This is a genomic window from Mycolicibacterium sp. HS_4_1 (assembly GCF_054515875.1).
In genome coordinates this window covers 3,983,170-3,997,554 of the sequence record NZ_CM137261.1, presented here as the reverse complement: position 1 = coordinate 3,997,554, position 14,385 = coordinate 3,983,170, and the positions used below count along the sequence as shown (strand labels likewise).

15 protein-coding genes and 1 pseudogene are annotated in these 14,385 nt (G+C 63.4%); 1 reads left to right on the top strand and 15 read right to left on the bottom strand.

Translation table 11 applies throughout. From position 1 onward, the window contains the following. Positions 1–21: 21 nt before the first annotated feature. The 3 genes from ACX12F_RS19295 to ACX12F_RS19285 all read right to left on the bottom strand — a co-directional run bounded on the left by ACX12F_RS19295 (position 22) and on the right by ACX12F_RS19285 (position 2,012). Positions 22–666 (bottom strand): twin-arginine translocation pathway signal, encoded by a 645-nt coding sequence (locus ACX12F_RS19295; RefSeq protein ID WP_459366093.1) that lies wholly within the window; start codon positions 664–666, stop codon positions 22–24. Beyond that, positions 663–1,448, bottom strand: coding sequence for an Rv1363c family protein (locus ACX12F_RS19290; protein WP_459366092.1), 786 nt, complete (start codon positions 1,446–1,448; stop codon positions 663–665). The genes ACX12F_RS19295 and ACX12F_RS19290 overlap by 4 nt, the downstream gene beginning before the upstream one ends. Before the next feature lie 153 nt (positions 1,449–1,601). Then, entirely contained in the window at positions 1,602–2,012 is a 411-nt protein-coding gene (locus ACX12F_RS19285) for an Rv2576c family protein (RefSeq protein ID WP_459370429.1), read from the bottom strand. Positions 2,013–2,316: 304 nt separating this feature from the next. Between ACX12F_RS19285 and ACX12F_RS19280 the strand changes: the two genes are divergently transcribed. Beyond that, positions 2,317–2,829, top strand: a complete 513-nt coding sequence (locus ACX12F_RS19280; RefSeq protein ID WP_459366091.1) for an Rv2253/PknI dimerization domain-containing protein — start codon at positions 2,317–2,319, stop codon at positions 2,827–2,829. 64 nt (positions 2,830–2,893) lie between these two features. Here ACX12F_RS19280 and ACX12F_RS19275 read toward each other — a convergent pair whose 3' ends face one another. The 12 genes and pseudogenes from ACX12F_RS19275 to ACX12F_RS19220 all read right to left on the bottom strand — a co-directional run bounded on the left by ACX12F_RS19275 (position 2,894) and on the right by ACX12F_RS19220 (position 14,377). After that, positions 2,894–4,450, bottom strand: coding sequence for an MCE family protein (locus ACX12F_RS19275; RefSeq protein WP_459366090.1), 1,557 nt, complete (start codon positions 4,448–4,450; stop codon positions 2,894–2,896). Continuing rightward, complete coding sequence (locus ACX12F_RS19270; protein WP_459366089.1) at positions 4,450–5,634, bottom strand: MCE family protein; 1,185 nt, start codon at positions 5,632–5,634, stop codon at positions 4,450–4,452. The genes ACX12F_RS19275 and ACX12F_RS19270 overlap by 1 nt, the downstream gene beginning before the upstream one ends. Beyond that, on the bottom strand, positions 5,631–7,097 hold the full coding sequence (locus tag ACX12F_RS19265) for an MCE family protein (protein ID WP_459366088.1): 1,467 nt from the start codon (positions 7,095–7,097) through the stop codon (positions 5,631–5,633). Before ACX12F_RS19265 ends, ACX12F_RS19270 begins: the two co-directional genes overlap by 4 nt. Further along, entirely contained in the window at positions 7,097–8,176 is a 1,080-nt protein-coding gene (locus tag ACX12F_RS19260) for an MCE family protein (protein ID WP_459366087.1), read from the bottom strand. The genes ACX12F_RS19265 and ACX12F_RS19260 overlap by 1 nt, the downstream gene beginning before the upstream one ends. Next, positions 8,176–9,207, bottom strand: a complete 1,032-nt coding sequence (locus ACX12F_RS19255) for an MCE family protein (RefSeq protein WP_459366086.1) — start codon at positions 9,205–9,207, stop codon at positions 8,176–8,178. Before ACX12F_RS19255 ends, ACX12F_RS19260 begins: the two co-directional genes overlap by 1 nt. Then, positions 9,204–10,391 carry an MCE family protein gene (locus ACX12F_RS19250; protein WP_459366085.1) on the bottom strand — a complete coding sequence of 396 codons (1,188 nt, stop codon included), beginning with the start codon at positions 10,389–10,391 and terminating at the stop codon, positions 9,204–9,206. The genes ACX12F_RS19255 and ACX12F_RS19250 overlap by 4 nt, the downstream gene beginning before the upstream one ends. An 11-nt stretch (positions 10,392–10,402) precedes the next feature. After that, positions 10,403–11,263, bottom strand: coding sequence for an ABC transporter permease (locus tag ACX12F_RS19245; protein WP_459366084.1), 861 nt, complete (start codon positions 11,261–11,263; stop codon positions 10,403–10,405). Continuing rightward, entirely contained in the window at positions 11,260–12,030 is a 771-nt protein-coding gene (locus ACX12F_RS19240) for an MlaE family ABC transporter permease (protein ID WP_459366083.1), read from the bottom strand. The genes ACX12F_RS19245 and ACX12F_RS19240 overlap by 4 nt, the downstream gene beginning before the upstream one ends. A gap of 207 nt (positions 12,031–12,237) precedes the next feature. Beyond that, positions 12,238–12,645, bottom strand: a complete 408-nt coding sequence (locus ACX12F_RS19235) for a hypothetical protein (RefSeq protein ID WP_459370428.1) — start codon at positions 12,643–12,645, stop codon at positions 12,238–12,240. Positions 12,646–12,720: 75 nt separating this feature from the next. Then, a pseudogene (locus tag ACX12F_RS19230) lies at positions 12,721–12,900 on the bottom strand (hypothetical protein); the annotation flags it as partial. A 314-nt stretch (positions 12,901–13,214) separates the two neighbouring features. Beyond that, entirely contained in the window at positions 13,215–13,718 is a 504-nt protein-coding gene (locus tag ACX12F_RS19225; RefSeq protein WP_459366082.1) for a nitroreductase family protein, read from the bottom strand. Positions 13,719–13,882: 164 nt separating this feature from the next. Beyond that, positions 13,883–14,377 (bottom strand): polyketide cyclase, encoded by a 495-nt coding sequence (locus ACX12F_RS19220; protein ID WP_459366081.1) that lies wholly within the window; start codon positions 14,375–14,377, stop codon positions 13,883–13,885. Positions 14,378–14,385 lie beyond the last annotated feature (8 nt).

Here is a 14,385-nt window from a genome sequence, read left to right as displayed (position 1 = left end):
TCCGCCGCGAGGCTCAGCCGACTAGATCGGATCAAACGACGAAATCCGCCACCCGCCATCAATTTTCGTGAGGCCGACATTCACGCTGCTCGCCGACTGTGTCGGTTCAGGGTTTTCGCGACTGGTGGTGGTTTGGTTCAGGAAGATCAGTACGTGTGCGCTGTCTGCGTGTGCATCGATCGTGGCGGCACGGACGACCGACGCAACGGCGTGAATGTCCTTCTGCTTGGCGGCAGGCGCGACGAACTGGTCGGCGAACTGGCTGTAGTACGTCAAGAATCCGCCGGTCAGATGTGAACGCGCAGCCGCCAGATCATGGTCCAAAGTCGCAGGCGCATAGGACAGTAACGCCACGGCACCTTCGGATGCGGCCTTGGCGACCTGGGTTGTGGCTTCGGCGCCGGCGAGGTCACTGCGATACGTGGTGAAGTACAGCGCACCTGCGGTGCCGGCGCACGCCAGCACGAGGCTTGTAACGGCGATGGGCCGCCGCCCCGCGAGCCGTCGAGTCAGTCGCTTCGGCCGGTCGGGTTCCGAAGTGGTTTGTTCTGATACGTCGACGCATTGATCCTCAATGACCGCGCGGTCGTCGTCGGGCTGAGCACTGTCGGCATCCTCGGGAGTGGCGTCCTCAGCGGTGTGGGGTACTGCCGTGTCTGTGGTCATGGCACGAACTCGACTTTCGACATCTTGAGCTGCGCTCCGTCCCTGATCATGGTGACACTGAGGCGCCAATTGCGTGGTTGTTGGTTGGTCCCCGCCGTATTGCTCACCGTTGTCGCGGCGGTCACCAGTACCACAGCAGAATCCGGCGTCATCGATTCGACGGCCGCGCTGCGTACCGTCGCCTTCGTTGCTGCCTTGGACTCGCGGGCAACCTGCACGAAATCCTTTGCATCGGCTTGAAAGTCGTCACGAAACTGTCCGGTGGAATTGGCAATGATCTGCTTGACGTTGTCCTCGGCCTTGGTGCCGTCTATCGACATCAGCGTGACGACTGCTTGCGACGCAGAGGCGGCGAATTCGGCCTTTCGCTGCAGCTCGCTGTCGAACTGGCGGTCGTAGTGGAGCATGTAGCCGGTTGCGGCGAGAAGTGCGGCGCTTGCCAGGACGGCGACGGTGGCCAATGCCGCCCCCAACTTCGGGCGCTGTAACCGCCGCCGTACCTTCGTCGACGACGCTTGCGCAGCAGCGGTTTCGACGTCAGCGAGATCTGATGTCGACTCGGTGGGTTCGCCGTCGCCCGGCGAACCGTCGACCTCGACTGCCCGTGCACGAAGCCCGTCGGCTCGTGCGCGCGCGGCTGCTGCCAGCTGTTCTGCGGCAAGGGCCTCTGCCTCCGCTTGGCTGATGACCGCCAGGTCGAAGGCCTGCGAACGGTCGTTGTCCTCGGTCGCGCCCGGGGCGTTCACCTGCGTTGCGGTATCGGAGCGGCTGAGTAACCGCATGATCCACCTCCGGTTCCCTGCTGGTCTTGGGTGCTGATGCCCGTGGGTGCCAGGCCCGTTCTGGCCGTCACGTTTTCGACGCTAATGCGGTCCGGAACCGAATGGCGAAGAATTCCCGCCCAGCGGTTGATCGACGCCTGGGATGATTGATGGTCACCAATTTCGCAATGAGCACAGAGCGCCGCTGGGGCCGTCAGCGCGGTTGACCACCCTGCCGTCGACGGTGAGCGTGCAGCGCAGCGTTTGCCCGAGCTGCGATGGCTGACCGGCACTGGTGACAGTGACCATCGCCCATTGGCCGGGGTCGTCAAGGGTGGCTTCGTGGACCCACGGTTTTCCGGGTTCGAGATGCACATCGTCTCGTGGGCTGAATTCATAAGGGTTGTGGCTGTATTCGGCCCAAGTGGGCGGTTCGACGTCGCGGTAGTAGATGCCCGCATTGGTGGGCAGATCGGCGGTGACGGTGTATGTCACATGGTGCGGCGCCGGGTCGCTGTCTGCGGATGCGGACGGTGCCGTCGCTGTACCGAAGGTGATCACCAATGCTGAGCCTGCCGCCAGCATCCACCGCGCCATTGCGGCAGGAGTTGCCGTTGTGCCTCGACCGGTGACACGCCGTCTGATGTCGCCGAGCGGGTGGAGGTGGTTGGGTACGACTGGCACTGCCCAACTGTGGCACACCGTCGACCCACCGAGGGCACGATGACCGCTTGGCGGGATTTTGTCTGTCACCCGATGCGGAAAGCTGGACAGTAGTAGCTGTTCCGGCTGTGTGGCAGCATCTTTCGATGAACCGATGTGGTCGGACTCGCGCCGTGTGGTGGCCGCCAGCGGACGTCAAAGGGGTTCGGTGCAAAAGGAGCGGGTCATGCGGATATCAACGACATCGGTCGCGGCGACGGCGGTGGCCGTTGGGCTGTTGAGTGGGTGGGGTTGCGGCAACGCCAACGCGTCGAACGACTGGGGTCTCAATGGCACCTATGCCGCGACGTCCAATGGTGAGTGGGCGAAGACCAACGACATCTATCACGACGAGGCGAGCATCCGCAGCACGTGGACGATCACGACCAAGTGCAGCTACCCGACCGAATGCACCGGCAAAGTCGCCAGCGACTGGGGATGGACGGCGCCCATCTATATGAAAAGCGGTGTCTGGTATGTCAAGAAGACGGTGGACAACTGGCAGCCGTGCGGCGATGGCAGTGCAGGGCCGGGACTTCAGGTGTTCAGGTTCTATCCGGCTACCTCCGATGGGGCCGGTGCGGATTCGACGTCGACGACACTGATGGGCGAGGACTCCACCACCGGCGTCAGTGGCTCGTGCGGCAGTAGCCGGGTCGTGTTCATCACGATGCCCTTCAAGCTGGTCAAAGTCGCTTGACCCAGTGCTGAGTTTTTTGGGGCCGGCACATTCTGAGATTGTGCCGGCCCCAAGGTCATACACGTCAGGCTGTGAACAGGTCCCGCCACGTTCGTTGACCACTCTGCGGAGCCAGATCTTTCTGACGGTAGACCCCGCCGTCGGGAGCGGCATAACGGCCGGTGGCGGGATCATAGGTGGCGATGGCGACCGACGGCCCCGCCGAATTCTTGGAGCTGAAGGCGCTCGGCGCTACTGGCGCAGGCGTGGCGCCCGGGGGCGGTGGGGGAGCGTCCGGCGCGGGCTCGCCGGTTGGCGGCTGAGCGGTTGCCGGTCCCGGCGTTCCGTTGATGGGCCCGTAGATCGTGCTGTCGTGATCAACCCGAGAATCCGGCGGGATCCCCTGGGCGAGCAGGTTCGGGTCGATCGGGTACGGCCCCAGCGCATGCTGACGCATCGCCAACGGCTCGAAAGGCTTGTCACTGTCGCAGATTTCAACTGTGGGAGCGCGCTTTCCGGGATTCCCCATGCACGGATAGTTACGTGCCCCACGCACGCCGATCGGCGAATCCTGCGGCAGCTTGCAGTACAACCCGTCGGGGGTGTCGATGTCACTGGTGTCTTCCGGTGAGCGCCATGACGACGGCGGCAGAAAGCCGACTGTGCAGGCCGGCGGATCGCTGATGTTCAGGGTGAAGTCGCCCATCGCCATGCCCGTCGGATTGTTCTTGGGTGCGCCGTACGACTGGGTGGACGACACCACAGGTGGCAGGAGCACCAACAGCTGTTCGAGGGACGGGTGGTAGGTCACGGCCACCTGGCCGAGGCTTGTCAGGTTGGCCAAGAGCAGCGGCAGAGTAGGCTTCACCTGGTTGAACAGGCGGGAGCCCTCGTCCGCTGCGCCTGGCCCCTCCTTGAGGAGCGTTCTCACCTGCGGGTCGTTCTGGACCAGTTGCCGGCTGATTCCAGCGACGCCGTGGGCCCAGGTGCGGATGGCATCGACCGATCGGGCCTGTCCATCCAGCAAGGGTCTGCTGTCATCGATGAGCGCTCGGGACTGGTCGCTGACGCTGTTCGCGTCTGCGATCAACTTCGACGAGGAATCCAACAGGGACCCGGCGTCGTAACCAGAGCCGTTGAACGCCTTGAATGTTTCGTCGAGCAGTGGACTGATCTTGTCTTTCGGGATGCTGTTGATGAGCGCGCTGGCTTGATCGAGCATCGGTCCGACGGCTTGGGGGATCGATGTTTTCGCCGCAGGAATGACCGATCCGTCGTGCAGGTAGGGGCCTGCCTCGTTATGGGGTTGCAGGTCGACATATTGCTCGCCGACGGCGGACACGCTCAGGACTGCGGCGTGCAAATCCGCGGGGATCTTGGACGCTTGGTCGAGTGACAGGGTGGCGACGGCACCGTCACGGGTGGGCCGGACATCTGTGACCTTGCCGATCTGCACGCCGCGGTAGGTGACGTTGGAGAACCGGTACAGCCCTCCGGTCGCCGGCAGCTGCAGGCTGACCGTCATGCGCCCGAGTCCCAGCAAGGTGGGGGCCTGTAGGTAGACGACCAGCATCACCGCCAAACCGACGATCGAGGCGGCGGCGAAGAGGCCCAGCTGAATGCGTACGAAGCGAGTCAGCATCAGTTGCCGCCTCCGTTCAGATTTGCGGGGCCGGCGGGTGACGGAGCCGGCAGCGTTGCAACGGCTTTCGGCGGAGCGGTCAGCAATGTGCCCAGCGGATCCTTGGTGTAGTTGGCGTACCAGGGGTCGCCGGGAGCGGGAACCAAGGGGGCTCCTTCCTGGCCCCAGCGGGTGCCCAGCAGCAATCCGCGCTTGAGCCGGGGGATCGTGAAATCGAAGGTGATGAATTCGTTGAGGTAGTCGCCACGAATACCGCGGTCGATGAAGTTCTGCGGGTAGGGATACGTTGGCGCAAATGCCAGGACGGTACCCAGATTCGGCCCGACGTCGGCCAGTGCGCGCAGGGTCGGTTCAAGGTTGCGCAGGTTGGTGACCAAGTCGTCTTGGGTGGCTTTGATCAGCTTGGTCGCGGTGCTGCTGAACACACCGAACTTCTCCATGGCGGTTGTGATGCGGGGCTGTTCTCTGATCAGGACATCCAGTGCGGGCGGGATCCGTTGCAGGGCTTGGGTGATTACGTCGCTCTGCCCGGCCATGGTCCCGGCCAGGCGAGTGAGCGCGGTGATGGAGGCATTGATGTCGTCTCGCTGATCGGCGAAGATGCCGACCACATTGTTGAGTCGGGTGAGCAGGTCGCGGATCTGGTCTTGCCTACCGTTCAGCGCTTTGTTGGTCTCGGCGACCAGTTCACCGATCCGGCCGAGCCCGCCGCCGTTGACGAGGACTGCCAGCGACGACAACGTCTGTTCCGTCGACGGGTATGTCGATGTCCGGTTCAGCTCCAGGGTGGCGCCGGGCGACAGCCGACCGGAGGATGGCTGTCCCGGGGGCGGGTCCAGGGCCAGATGCATGGACCCGAGCAGACTGGTTTGTCCTACTGTGGCAACCGCGTTCGCGGGGACTACGGTGCCAGGTTTGACCGACACCTCGACGTCGGCATGCATGTTGCGCACTGCCATCTTGGCCACGCTGCCCACGATGACGTCGCTGATCATGACGGGCGAATTTGCTTCCAGCGTCCCCACATTGGCGAGCTCCACGTGATAGGTCGTGGCGTCGGAGCCCCGTCCCACCGTACCCGGCAACGGCAGCGAATTCAGTCCGTGGAACGCGCAGCCGGTGATCGACACCAGGGAACAGGCCGATATCGCAGTAAGGCGGGTCAGGGCCCGTCGGGTCATCACGGGGTGCCTCCTGGGTTCGGCGCTGCGGGCGCGGGCGCGGCTTCTGCGGGAAGGAGCAGGTCCCGCACAGTGGGTGTCTGTGGCGAGGGCGCGGCGCCGGCCGATGGTTGGGGGATCGGCGCGCCGGGGAACAATGCGGGTGCTGGATCTGCCGGTAATCCGTTGGGCACGTATGCACCTGGAGGCCCGGGTGGCGCGCCCCACCCGGCAGGGGGTGCCACGTCGTTGGCGCCGGTGTATGCCGATACTGCCGGGGGCTCGGTTTGGGACTCGGCACGGGCGCCGCTTCCGCCTGGGGCGAGTTTGGGATCGGTGTATACGAGATTCTCCGGGCTCGGTGCCTTGCGCAGATAGACATTCGTCGGCAGCGGGAGGTAGTTGAAGTTGATCAGAGACAATGCCGGGCCGAGATACTGTGCGCACAACTTCGATGATTCTGCTGCCGTGGCATTCTTGACGGCCGCGATGGCTGAGCACACCACCGACACTGGATCGGCGAAGTTCGACATCGCGAAAGCGCCGACGGCTGTGCCACTGTCAGGGTTGTAGATGTTGTAGCCGTTCGCGATGGCGTTGGGCGCCACGTGCAGCACATTTTCCAGCTTGAGTTTGTTGTCGACGAGGTTCTGGGTGACGTTCGTCAACCGCTGCAACTGTTCCACGGTCTGATCGCGGGTACCTGCGACGAAGCGCCGGACCTCCCCGACGGCGGACGCCAGATTGGTCAGGGCGGCATCGAGATCGGACCGCGCACCGTCGACGACACTGGTGACACTCGCGAGGCGGTTCTGGAACTCGACGATCTGGGCGTTGCTGTCGCGCAGCGCGGTGACGAACGTCTGCAGATTCTTGATGATCTCGACGACGTTGCCGCTGCCGTGCGCCAATATTCGTCCGATCCCCGAAAGTTGGCTGATCGCTTGGTGCAGCTTCTCGCCGTTGCCATCCATCGCGGTAGCGGCGCTGTCGATGAAACGGCTCAGCGAAGTGGCAGAGGAACCACTGACTGGCCCCAAGTCGGTGGCCAACCGCATGAGCTGGTCTTTGACCTGGTCCCATTCCACCGGCACCGCGGTCCGGTCAACGCCAATCTGTGCACCGTCGGCCATTGTGGGACCGGCATCCTCGTACGCGGGCGCCAACTGCACGTATCGGGCGGCCACCAAGTTCTGCGCCATGATGATCGCCTTCGCGTCTGCTCGGATCGGTACTCCGTGATCGATCGCAAGCGTCAGCCGCGCCTGGCTGCCGGCCGGTTCGATGCCGGTGATCGTTCCCACTTTGACGCCGGCGACGCGGACTTCGTCGCCAGGATAAATCGCTGTGGCGGAGGTGAAGTACGCGGTGATGGTGGTGGGACGGAAGACGGTTTGCCGCACCAGCAGCACGCCGCCGGCGAGCGCCAGCACCACCAGCAGGGCGGCCGCGACGCGGGTCAATGGTTTGCGATGGCGGATGATCATCAGTGGCCTCCCGGAATACCGTTGTGGGGCCAGGGGAACTCGGCGCGCGGACCTGCGTTGTCGGCGGGCTGGCCGGTGTTGGTGCCGCGGCGGAATCCGAAGGCGTAGTCGAGGAATGGTTGGATGGTCTGTGAGGGGATGAGGTTGCCGACGAAGGCGTTGTAATACCAACCGTTGTTCACCGATTCGCCCTGCGTGACTTGATATTTGGCCAGCCCGGCAAGGGCCTTGGCGATGTTGTCGCGGTTCTTTTCGAGAATCGCGGTGACGGAGTTGACTTTCTGCAGGGTCGGCGCGAGGACCTTTTCGTTGTCGTGGACGAGTCCGGACAGTTGCTGAGAAAGTGCCGACGTGTTGGCCAGCAGATTGACAATCGCGTGGCGCCGTTGGTCGAGCACTCCGGTGAGCACGTTGGCATCGAGCAGCAGGGTGTTCACCTGCGCGCTGCGTTGCGACAGAATGCCGGTTACGTCGGCCGCATTTTTGAGTAGCGCGGCCAGGGATTCGTTGCGGCTGTTGAGCGTTCGGGACAGGCGGGTGAGTCCATCGAATGTCGGTCCCAGCTGTGGGGCCATGCGGTCGATGGTGTCGGAAAGCGTGTCCAGCGAGTGGGTGAGTGCTGCGGTGTCGGTGTCGGCCGTGTTGGTGGTGAAGTCGCTGACGGCATCGGTGAGCGAGTAGGGAGACCCGGTGCGGGCAAGCGGGATGGTGTCGGCGGGGCGCAGACTGCCGGTTCCCGCCGGTTCCAAGGTCATCATCCGGGCGCCGAGGACAGTGCCCGTCCTGATGTGGGCAGTGGTCTGTGTGCCCAGAGTGACCGTGCCATCGAGAGTGAACGTCACCAGGGCTTTTCCCCGACTGAGGGTGATGGCGCTTACTGTGCCCTTGGTGACTCCAGAGACCTTGACGTCGTTTCCGGGGGACAGTCCGCCGGCGTCGGCGAACACCGCGTGGTACCTGATCGATGTGGCCCACGACCATAGTTTCTGCGGCTGCAGGCCGATAGCGATGATGAGGATGATCAGCACCAAACCGATGAATCCGGTGCGCATCAGTTGCGATCCGCGGTATTTCAGCATCAGGGCTCCCCGCAACGTCCGGTGTTCTGCATGATCCAGGGGAAGTACGCGGTGCGGCCCTGCAGATCCGTCACGCGGACATTCAAGCCGCACAGGTACTGGTTGATGAAGCTGCCGTAAGCGCCGAGGCGGACCAGTTTGCGGTAGTTGGCGGGCGCCTTCTGCAGCGCGAGATCCATACGGGCCTTGTCTTTGTCATTGTCGAGCAGTGTCGCCACGCGGTTGAGCTGGTTCACCGTTCCGGCGAGAGGCGGGCGGGCCTGCGTCATGAGTTCCGAGAGGGAACCCGTTCCGTTGTTCAGCGCGGTGATCGCATCGCCGATCGGGTCGCGTTGCTGCGACAGGCCGGTGATCAGCTGTTGCAGGCGGGTGACGGCGCCAGAGAATTTGTCGCCGTCCTTGGCGACGGTCGCCACGACAGCGTTCAGATTGTCGATCAACTGCTGAACGGTCTGCCCGTTGTCGGACAGTGCGGTGGTGAATGAAGTCGTTTGAGCCATCAGCGATTCCATGGTTCCGCCCTGGCCCTGCAGAATCTGGATCAGCGAGTTGGTCAGCGCGTTGACGTTCTGGGCGTTGAGTCCCTGGATGACGGGTTTGAGGCCGCCCAGTAGCAGGTCGAGGTCCAGCGCGGGCTCCGTACGGTCAGCTGGGATCTGGGTGCCCGCCTGCTGAATTTTTGTCGACCCAGGGCTGTCCACCAGCTCCAGGTATCGGTTGCCCACAAGATCGAGGTAACGCACAACGACTTTGGTGCCGGTGGTCAGCACGACGTCGCGGTCGGCATCGAAACCTACGACCACGGTGTTGTCAGATCGCAGTGCGATGTCGTTGACCGTACCGACGCGGATACCCGCGACTCGTACAGAATCACCGGTTTTCAGGCTGGACGCGTCGGTGAACACGGCTGAGTAGCTGTTTGTCGAGCCGGTTCGGTATTGCCCGAGGATTGCGAAAAGCGCTGCGGTCACCAGGAGCATCGTGATACCGAACGCACCGAACTTGAGGGCGGTCGAGTTGTGACGTGTCATCCTGGTTGCCCTGTCTGAGCAGTGTTGCGCGGCGGTCCGTCGAGCGGGCCGAACAGGGCTTGTTTGAGGGCATCGGAGTTCAACAGGATCCCTTGATTTCCGTACTGTGCGGGGTTGGCGTTGATGTCGGTGACCACGAACGGCGGCCGCTGCCCGAACCCCACGTTGGGTAGGTCCATGCACTGGGGACCGCCCGATGCGGCGACCTTCGGCAGGTTACCCGGATAGCGGTAGCGCTCTGTGCCGAGCAGGAACGAGTCCAGCAGCATGATGCCGGGCAACGGTTGCGGCGGTCCCATGGCAAGCGGCTCCATGCCCTTGAGCGCGCAGGTGAGCGCTTCGTTGTATTGATTGGTCAGATTGGTTGTGGGCACCAATACGTGCATTGCCTCGATGATCGCGTTGCTGTTGGTGCTGACTACGTCATTGCCGATGTCTGCCAATCCGATGGCGCTCAGCAGTACCTTGTCGAGGTCCTGTTGGCGTTCGACGATGGTGTCGCTGAGCTGCGATGCGTTGCGTGCGGCACTCATCAGATCGGGACCGGCGTCCGCATATGCGGTGAGTACCTTTGGGGCCGTGGCGATTTCCTGGCTCATCGCGCGAAGGCTGGGATCGATCTTGGTGAGCATGGCGTCGAAATCGACCATCGTCTGACCCAGCTTGTCGCCGCGGCCGCCCAGGGCCTGCGCCATGGCCCCGAGTGCTTCGTTGAGCTTTTCGGGTTGGACCTGGGACAGCACGTCGACCAAATGCTCGAACACCGTGTTGATCTCGACGGTGACGTGGCTGGCGTCGAGAACCTGTCCCGCGTGCAGCGGCTGGGCAGATGGTTCCGCCGGTGGGACGAGGTCGACGTACTTGGCGCCGAACACAGTGCTCGACACGATCTGTACTCCGGTGTTGGCCGGAATCAGCTGCAGGTAGCCAGGATTCATCGCCAGATGGATAGCGGCGCTGCCGTCCGGTAGGTCTTCGATGGCGGCTACCTTGCCTACTTGGGCGCCATGCAGTTTCACCTTGGCGTCGGGGTTCATGATCAGTCCCACGCGCGAAGACAGCACTGTGACTGGTGCGGTGGCGGTTGCGCCACCGCGGAACAACACCACGGCGCCGACCACGAGCGCGGCGGTAACGCCCATCGCAGCAACGCCGGTGAGCAAACGTAATGAGTCGCGTGACATTCGATGCCTGCTTAGCCTGAGAGGTTGAAGTTGCCGTTGGACCCGTAGATGGCCAGTGAGATGAGCAACGTGATGGAGACGACCACGATCAGCGAGGTGCGGACGGCGTTGCCGACCGCTACGCCGACACCGGCCGGCCCTCCGCCGGCGAAGAAGCCGTAGTAGGTGTGCAACAGCAGGATCGCCAGGGCCATCAGGACGGCCTCGAGAAATGACCAGAGCAGGTCGATGGGGTTGAGGAAAGTGTCGAAGTAGTGGTTGTAGAGGCCGCCGGACTGCCCCAGCAGCACCACGGTGGTGAACTGGCTCGCGAGGAAGGACAAGATCACGGCAATGGCGTACAGCGGGGTGATCGCCAGCATTCCGGCCGCGATGCGCGTGCTCACGAGGTATTCGACGGATCGGATCCCCATGGACTCCAGCGCATCGATCTCTTCGTTGATCCGCATCGCGCCCAACTGGGCGGTGACACCGGCGCCGAAGGTGGCCGCGAGGCCGATGCCGGCGACGATCGGCGCCGAGATCCGGACGTTGATGAATGCGGCCAGGAATCCGGTGAGCGCTTCGATGCCGATGTTGCCCAGCGAGCTGTATCCCTGGATCGCCAGGACTCCGCCCGTGGCCAGGGTCAGAAATCCGACGATGACGACGGTGCCACCGATCATCGCCAAGGTGCCTGCGCCCATGCTGATTTCAGCGATGAGGCGGATTACTTCCCGGCGGTAGTGCGCCGCGGCGTACGGCACGGCCGCAATTGCTCGACCGTAGAACAAAATGTGGTCGCCGATGTCGGCGCTGATCTTCGCGGGCGTCTGCACGGCGCGGGTCAGCCGCGGGTAGGTGGACCGGAGCGGTGCTGTGGTTCGCGTCATCGGGTGGTCATCTGGATTCCGATGGCGGTGACCACCACGTTGACCACGAACAACGACATGAACGCATATACGACGGTCTCGTTGACGGCGTTGCCGACTGCTTTGGCTCCGCCGCCGGAGATGGTGAGTCCGCGGTAACAGGCCACAACGCCAGCGATGAGGCCGAACAGTGTCGCCTTGACGCAGGAGATGATGACCTCGGGAACGCCGGTGAGCAGCGTGATGCCGGCGGCAAAAGCACCGGGGTTCACATCCTGGACGAATACCGAGAACAGGTATCCGCCGAGAATGCCGATGACGACCACAAGACTGTTGAGGAGCAGTGCTACAAGTCCGGAGGCCAGCATGCGGGGAGTTACCAGTCGCTGGACCGGATTGATGCCGAGCACCTCCATGGCGTCGATCTCTTCCCGGATGGTGCGCGATCCCAGGTCTGCACACATTGCGGTGGCGCCGGCGCCGGCCACGATCAGCACCGTCACCATGGGGCCGACCTGTGTGACTGCACCGAACGCGGCGCCGGCTCCAGAGAGATCGGCCGCTCCCAGTTCGCGGAGCAAGATGTTGAGAGTAAAGGACACCAACACGGTGAACGGGATCGCGACGAGAAGTGTGGGTGCCAGAGACACCCGCGCGACAAACCATGACTGGTCAAGGAATTCGCGCCACTGGACGGGCCGCCGGAACGCGAATTTGGTTGCGTCGGCCGTCATGGCGAACAACCCTCCGACCGCTTGCAACGGACCGGCGAACGATCGCTGCGGCATGACGTACTCCGTTTCTCTACCGGGACATGCGAGTCGATGTGACCCGGGACACGTCCCACCGAGGAAGACTGGCAGGCGAGCTTCGGGCCCCGCCATCGCGATTCCCTCCCACCGGGATTTCGGCGGTGGTCGGCCGCCTCGTTCGGTGAGCGGGAAAAGGTACAACCTGAGGGCGCGGGCGCCGAGCACTCCGCGAGGTAGTTCAAGTCACGCGACGGCGTCCTCGCCAGAGTCCGGCCGTGCAGCGCCGGGATCTACCTCGTTCGCGTTGTCCCACAGCGCGTTGACCACCAAGCTGAGGCGATGCATCACGTCGTCAAGGGTCGCGCGCTGTTGGCTGACGGCCACGACGTTGGTGACCCAAATGTCGGTGAGTACCTCAGCAACGCTCCGGTGCAGCTGCGACGGTCGTCTGTCGTGCAAGGCTGTGCAAAAGATTTCGATCAGCTGCTGGCGCACGATGTCGGCCAGGGCAGAGGCCTCTCCGTGTGCGTACAGGTACGGCCGGATTACCGCTTCGGTGAACCGAGGGGATGCGCACAAAGAAACGGTGAGCATCCTGGCAACCTCTAAATTTCCGCGGTGGAAGTCGGAGCCGTCGATACTCGCGTCCATGGAGGCGGAGAAGTCGCTGACCCATCGGTGAAGGCATGCCAAGAGCAAATCGTCTTTGGACGTGAAGTACCGATATACAGTGCTCGGCGCTATACCGGCAGCGGTCGCGACTGAACGTATTTGACATTCTCCGTCGCCGAGGACTGCCAGTGTTGTCGCGGCCGACACGATCCGCTCGCGGAGTTCTTCTCGCCGGGACGGGTCCCTCAAGAACTGCTTGGTCGGCGCGGTACTCCGAGGGCCGGTCTGTGGCATCGTCGGCTCCTTCGATACGCGGTTGCAGGGCGAATGGCATCCTTCGCGCCAGGCCGACGCACCTTCCGAGCGCGCGAAATGCTCGGCCCGCAACGCGAAAGTTGCTTTTTCGCAGGCTGTTCGACTCCTCTATCTCCGCAGATTCCGGAGTCACGACGACAGCGAGTTGTCCGGTGACCGGAACGCAAATCACGGAGCAGGGCCGGTACCAGTGAAGACCGGAGGGCGCTGCTCTCGGAACGCAGTCAGTGCTTCGCGCATGTCCGTGGTGCGAGCGGCCGGAACCTCGCCCCGTCACTCACCATCGGAGATGACTACGCTCTGCTCCAGGTGATTTCGTGTCGTGACAGCCGGGCGCGGCTCAGGGCCGGCGCCGTCGTTCCGTCTGGCGCGCGACCGGCTGAACCCAAAGCCGTCATCGACGTCACCTCCCATTCGGCCGGGACTTCGAATTCACGCGCAACGGCGTCACGATCGAATGCCCTGAACTGATGCGCACCGAGTCCCATGACCAAACCCTGAATCGTCATGTGGGCGACTGCCTGGCCTAGGTCGTACCGCGCGAACTCGGAGTACTCCCAGTCCGTGTCTTCGACGAGGAGATGAGCCAGATTCACCACCAGCAGCGCGGCATCGAGAGCCCACCGAGCCGAGCTGGGCGCCAGGTGGCCCGCGATCCGCCGGTGGATCGGGTCGTCACGGCGCCCCACGATGAACATCCACGGCTGGGAGTTGCCCGCCGACGGAGTCAACCGGGCAGCGTCGAGTAGCACGTCGACCTCAGCGTTACTCAGGGCCGCATTCCGATCGAACCACACGGGGCTGAACCGCTCCGCCAATAGTGGGTGGACTCCACTCGGCGTGGCTTGATCGCACTCGGTCACATCAGCATGATGAGCTGAAATCTCCGATTTCACAACCAATGTGGTGTCGTTGCGCGATTGGCTCCCCGATGTGAGGGAATGTCAGGGTCGGCCGTCTGCTACTGCTCGGCGAGCAGCTTGAGGTTCAGCAATTGCCGCCGCGCCATCACCAGGTCCCCCAGCGACAGCAGTGGTGCGACCAGTCGTAACGACTGCGGCGCTGCGACTTTCAGTACCAGCCGCGTTCTGTCATTGTCGATCGGGGTGAGCCGATAAGACATGTAGGCACCGATGATCTGCGCAGTCAACTGCACCTGATGGTCGACGCCGACAATTCTGCCCAGCGGGCGGCCGGCGCTGGCGCTGAACGGATCGCCGGACTCAGGGTCGGTGAGGTTGTGCAGCTCGCGCGGCGATCGACGCCCGAGGTTGTCGATCCAGTCGTACGAGTACGGCGCCAGACGAACCTGAAGGAGCCAAAGCCACAAGCGTTCTCGTGTCGCGTTTACCGTGACACCACGCCACGCTTCGACCGACGGGTTGGTGACGTAGCGGTCACAGTCGTATTCGGCCCGAGTTTCAGCATCGGTGACGCCCCAACGATCGCCGATCACCGGATGCT

Excerpts from the sequence above, each read along its gene's own strand:
- ACX12F_RS19280 (WP_459366091.1), top strand. The coding sequence starts at position 2,317 with ATGCGGATATCAACGACATCGGTCGCGGCGACGGCGGTGGCCGTTGGG.
- ACX12F_RS19240 (WP_459366083.1), bottom strand. The coding sequence starts at position 12,030 with ATGCCGCAGCGATCGTTCGCCGGTCCGTTGCAAGCGGTCGGAGGGTTG.
- ACX12F_RS19250 (WP_459366085.1), bottom strand. The coding sequence starts at position 10,391 with ATGTCACGCGACTCATTACGTTTGCTCACCGGCGTTGCTGCGATGGGC.
- ACX12F_RS19265 (WP_459366088.1), bottom strand. The coding sequence starts at position 7,097 with ATGATCATCCGCCATCGCAAACCATTGACCCGCGTCGCGGCCGCCCTG.
- ACX12F_RS19285 (WP_459370429.1), bottom strand. The coding sequence starts at position 2,012 with ATGCTGGCGGCAGGCTCAGCATTGGTGATCACCTTCGGTACAGCGACG.
- ACX12F_RS19255 (WP_459366086.1), bottom strand. The coding sequence starts at position 9,207 with ATGACACGTCACAACTCGACCGCCCTCAAGTTCGGTGCGTTCGGTATC.
- ACX12F_RS19275 (WP_459366090.1), bottom strand. The coding sequence starts at position 4,450 with ATGCTGACTCGCTTCGTACGCATTCAGCTGGGCCTCTTCGCCGCCGCC.
- ACX12F_RS19245 (WP_459366084.1), bottom strand. The coding sequence starts at position 11,263 with ATGACGCGAACCACAGCACCGCTCCGGTCCACCTACCCGCGGCTGACC.
- ACX12F_RS19295 (WP_459366093.1), bottom strand. The coding sequence starts at position 666 with ATGACCACAGACACGGCAGTACCCCACACCGCTGAGGACGCCACTCCC.
- ACX12F_RS19235 (WP_459370428.1), bottom strand. The coding sequence starts at position 12,645 with ATGGACGCGAGTATCGACGGCTCCGACTTCCACCGCGGAAATTTAGAG.
- ACX12F_RS19260 (WP_459366087.1), bottom strand. The coding sequence starts at position 8,176 with ATGCTGAAATACCGCGGATCGCAACTGATGCGCACCGGATTCATCGGT.
- ACX12F_RS19290 (WP_459366092.1), bottom strand. The coding sequence starts at position 1,448 with ATGCGGTTACTCAGCCGCTCCGATACCGCAACGCAGGTGAACGCCCCG.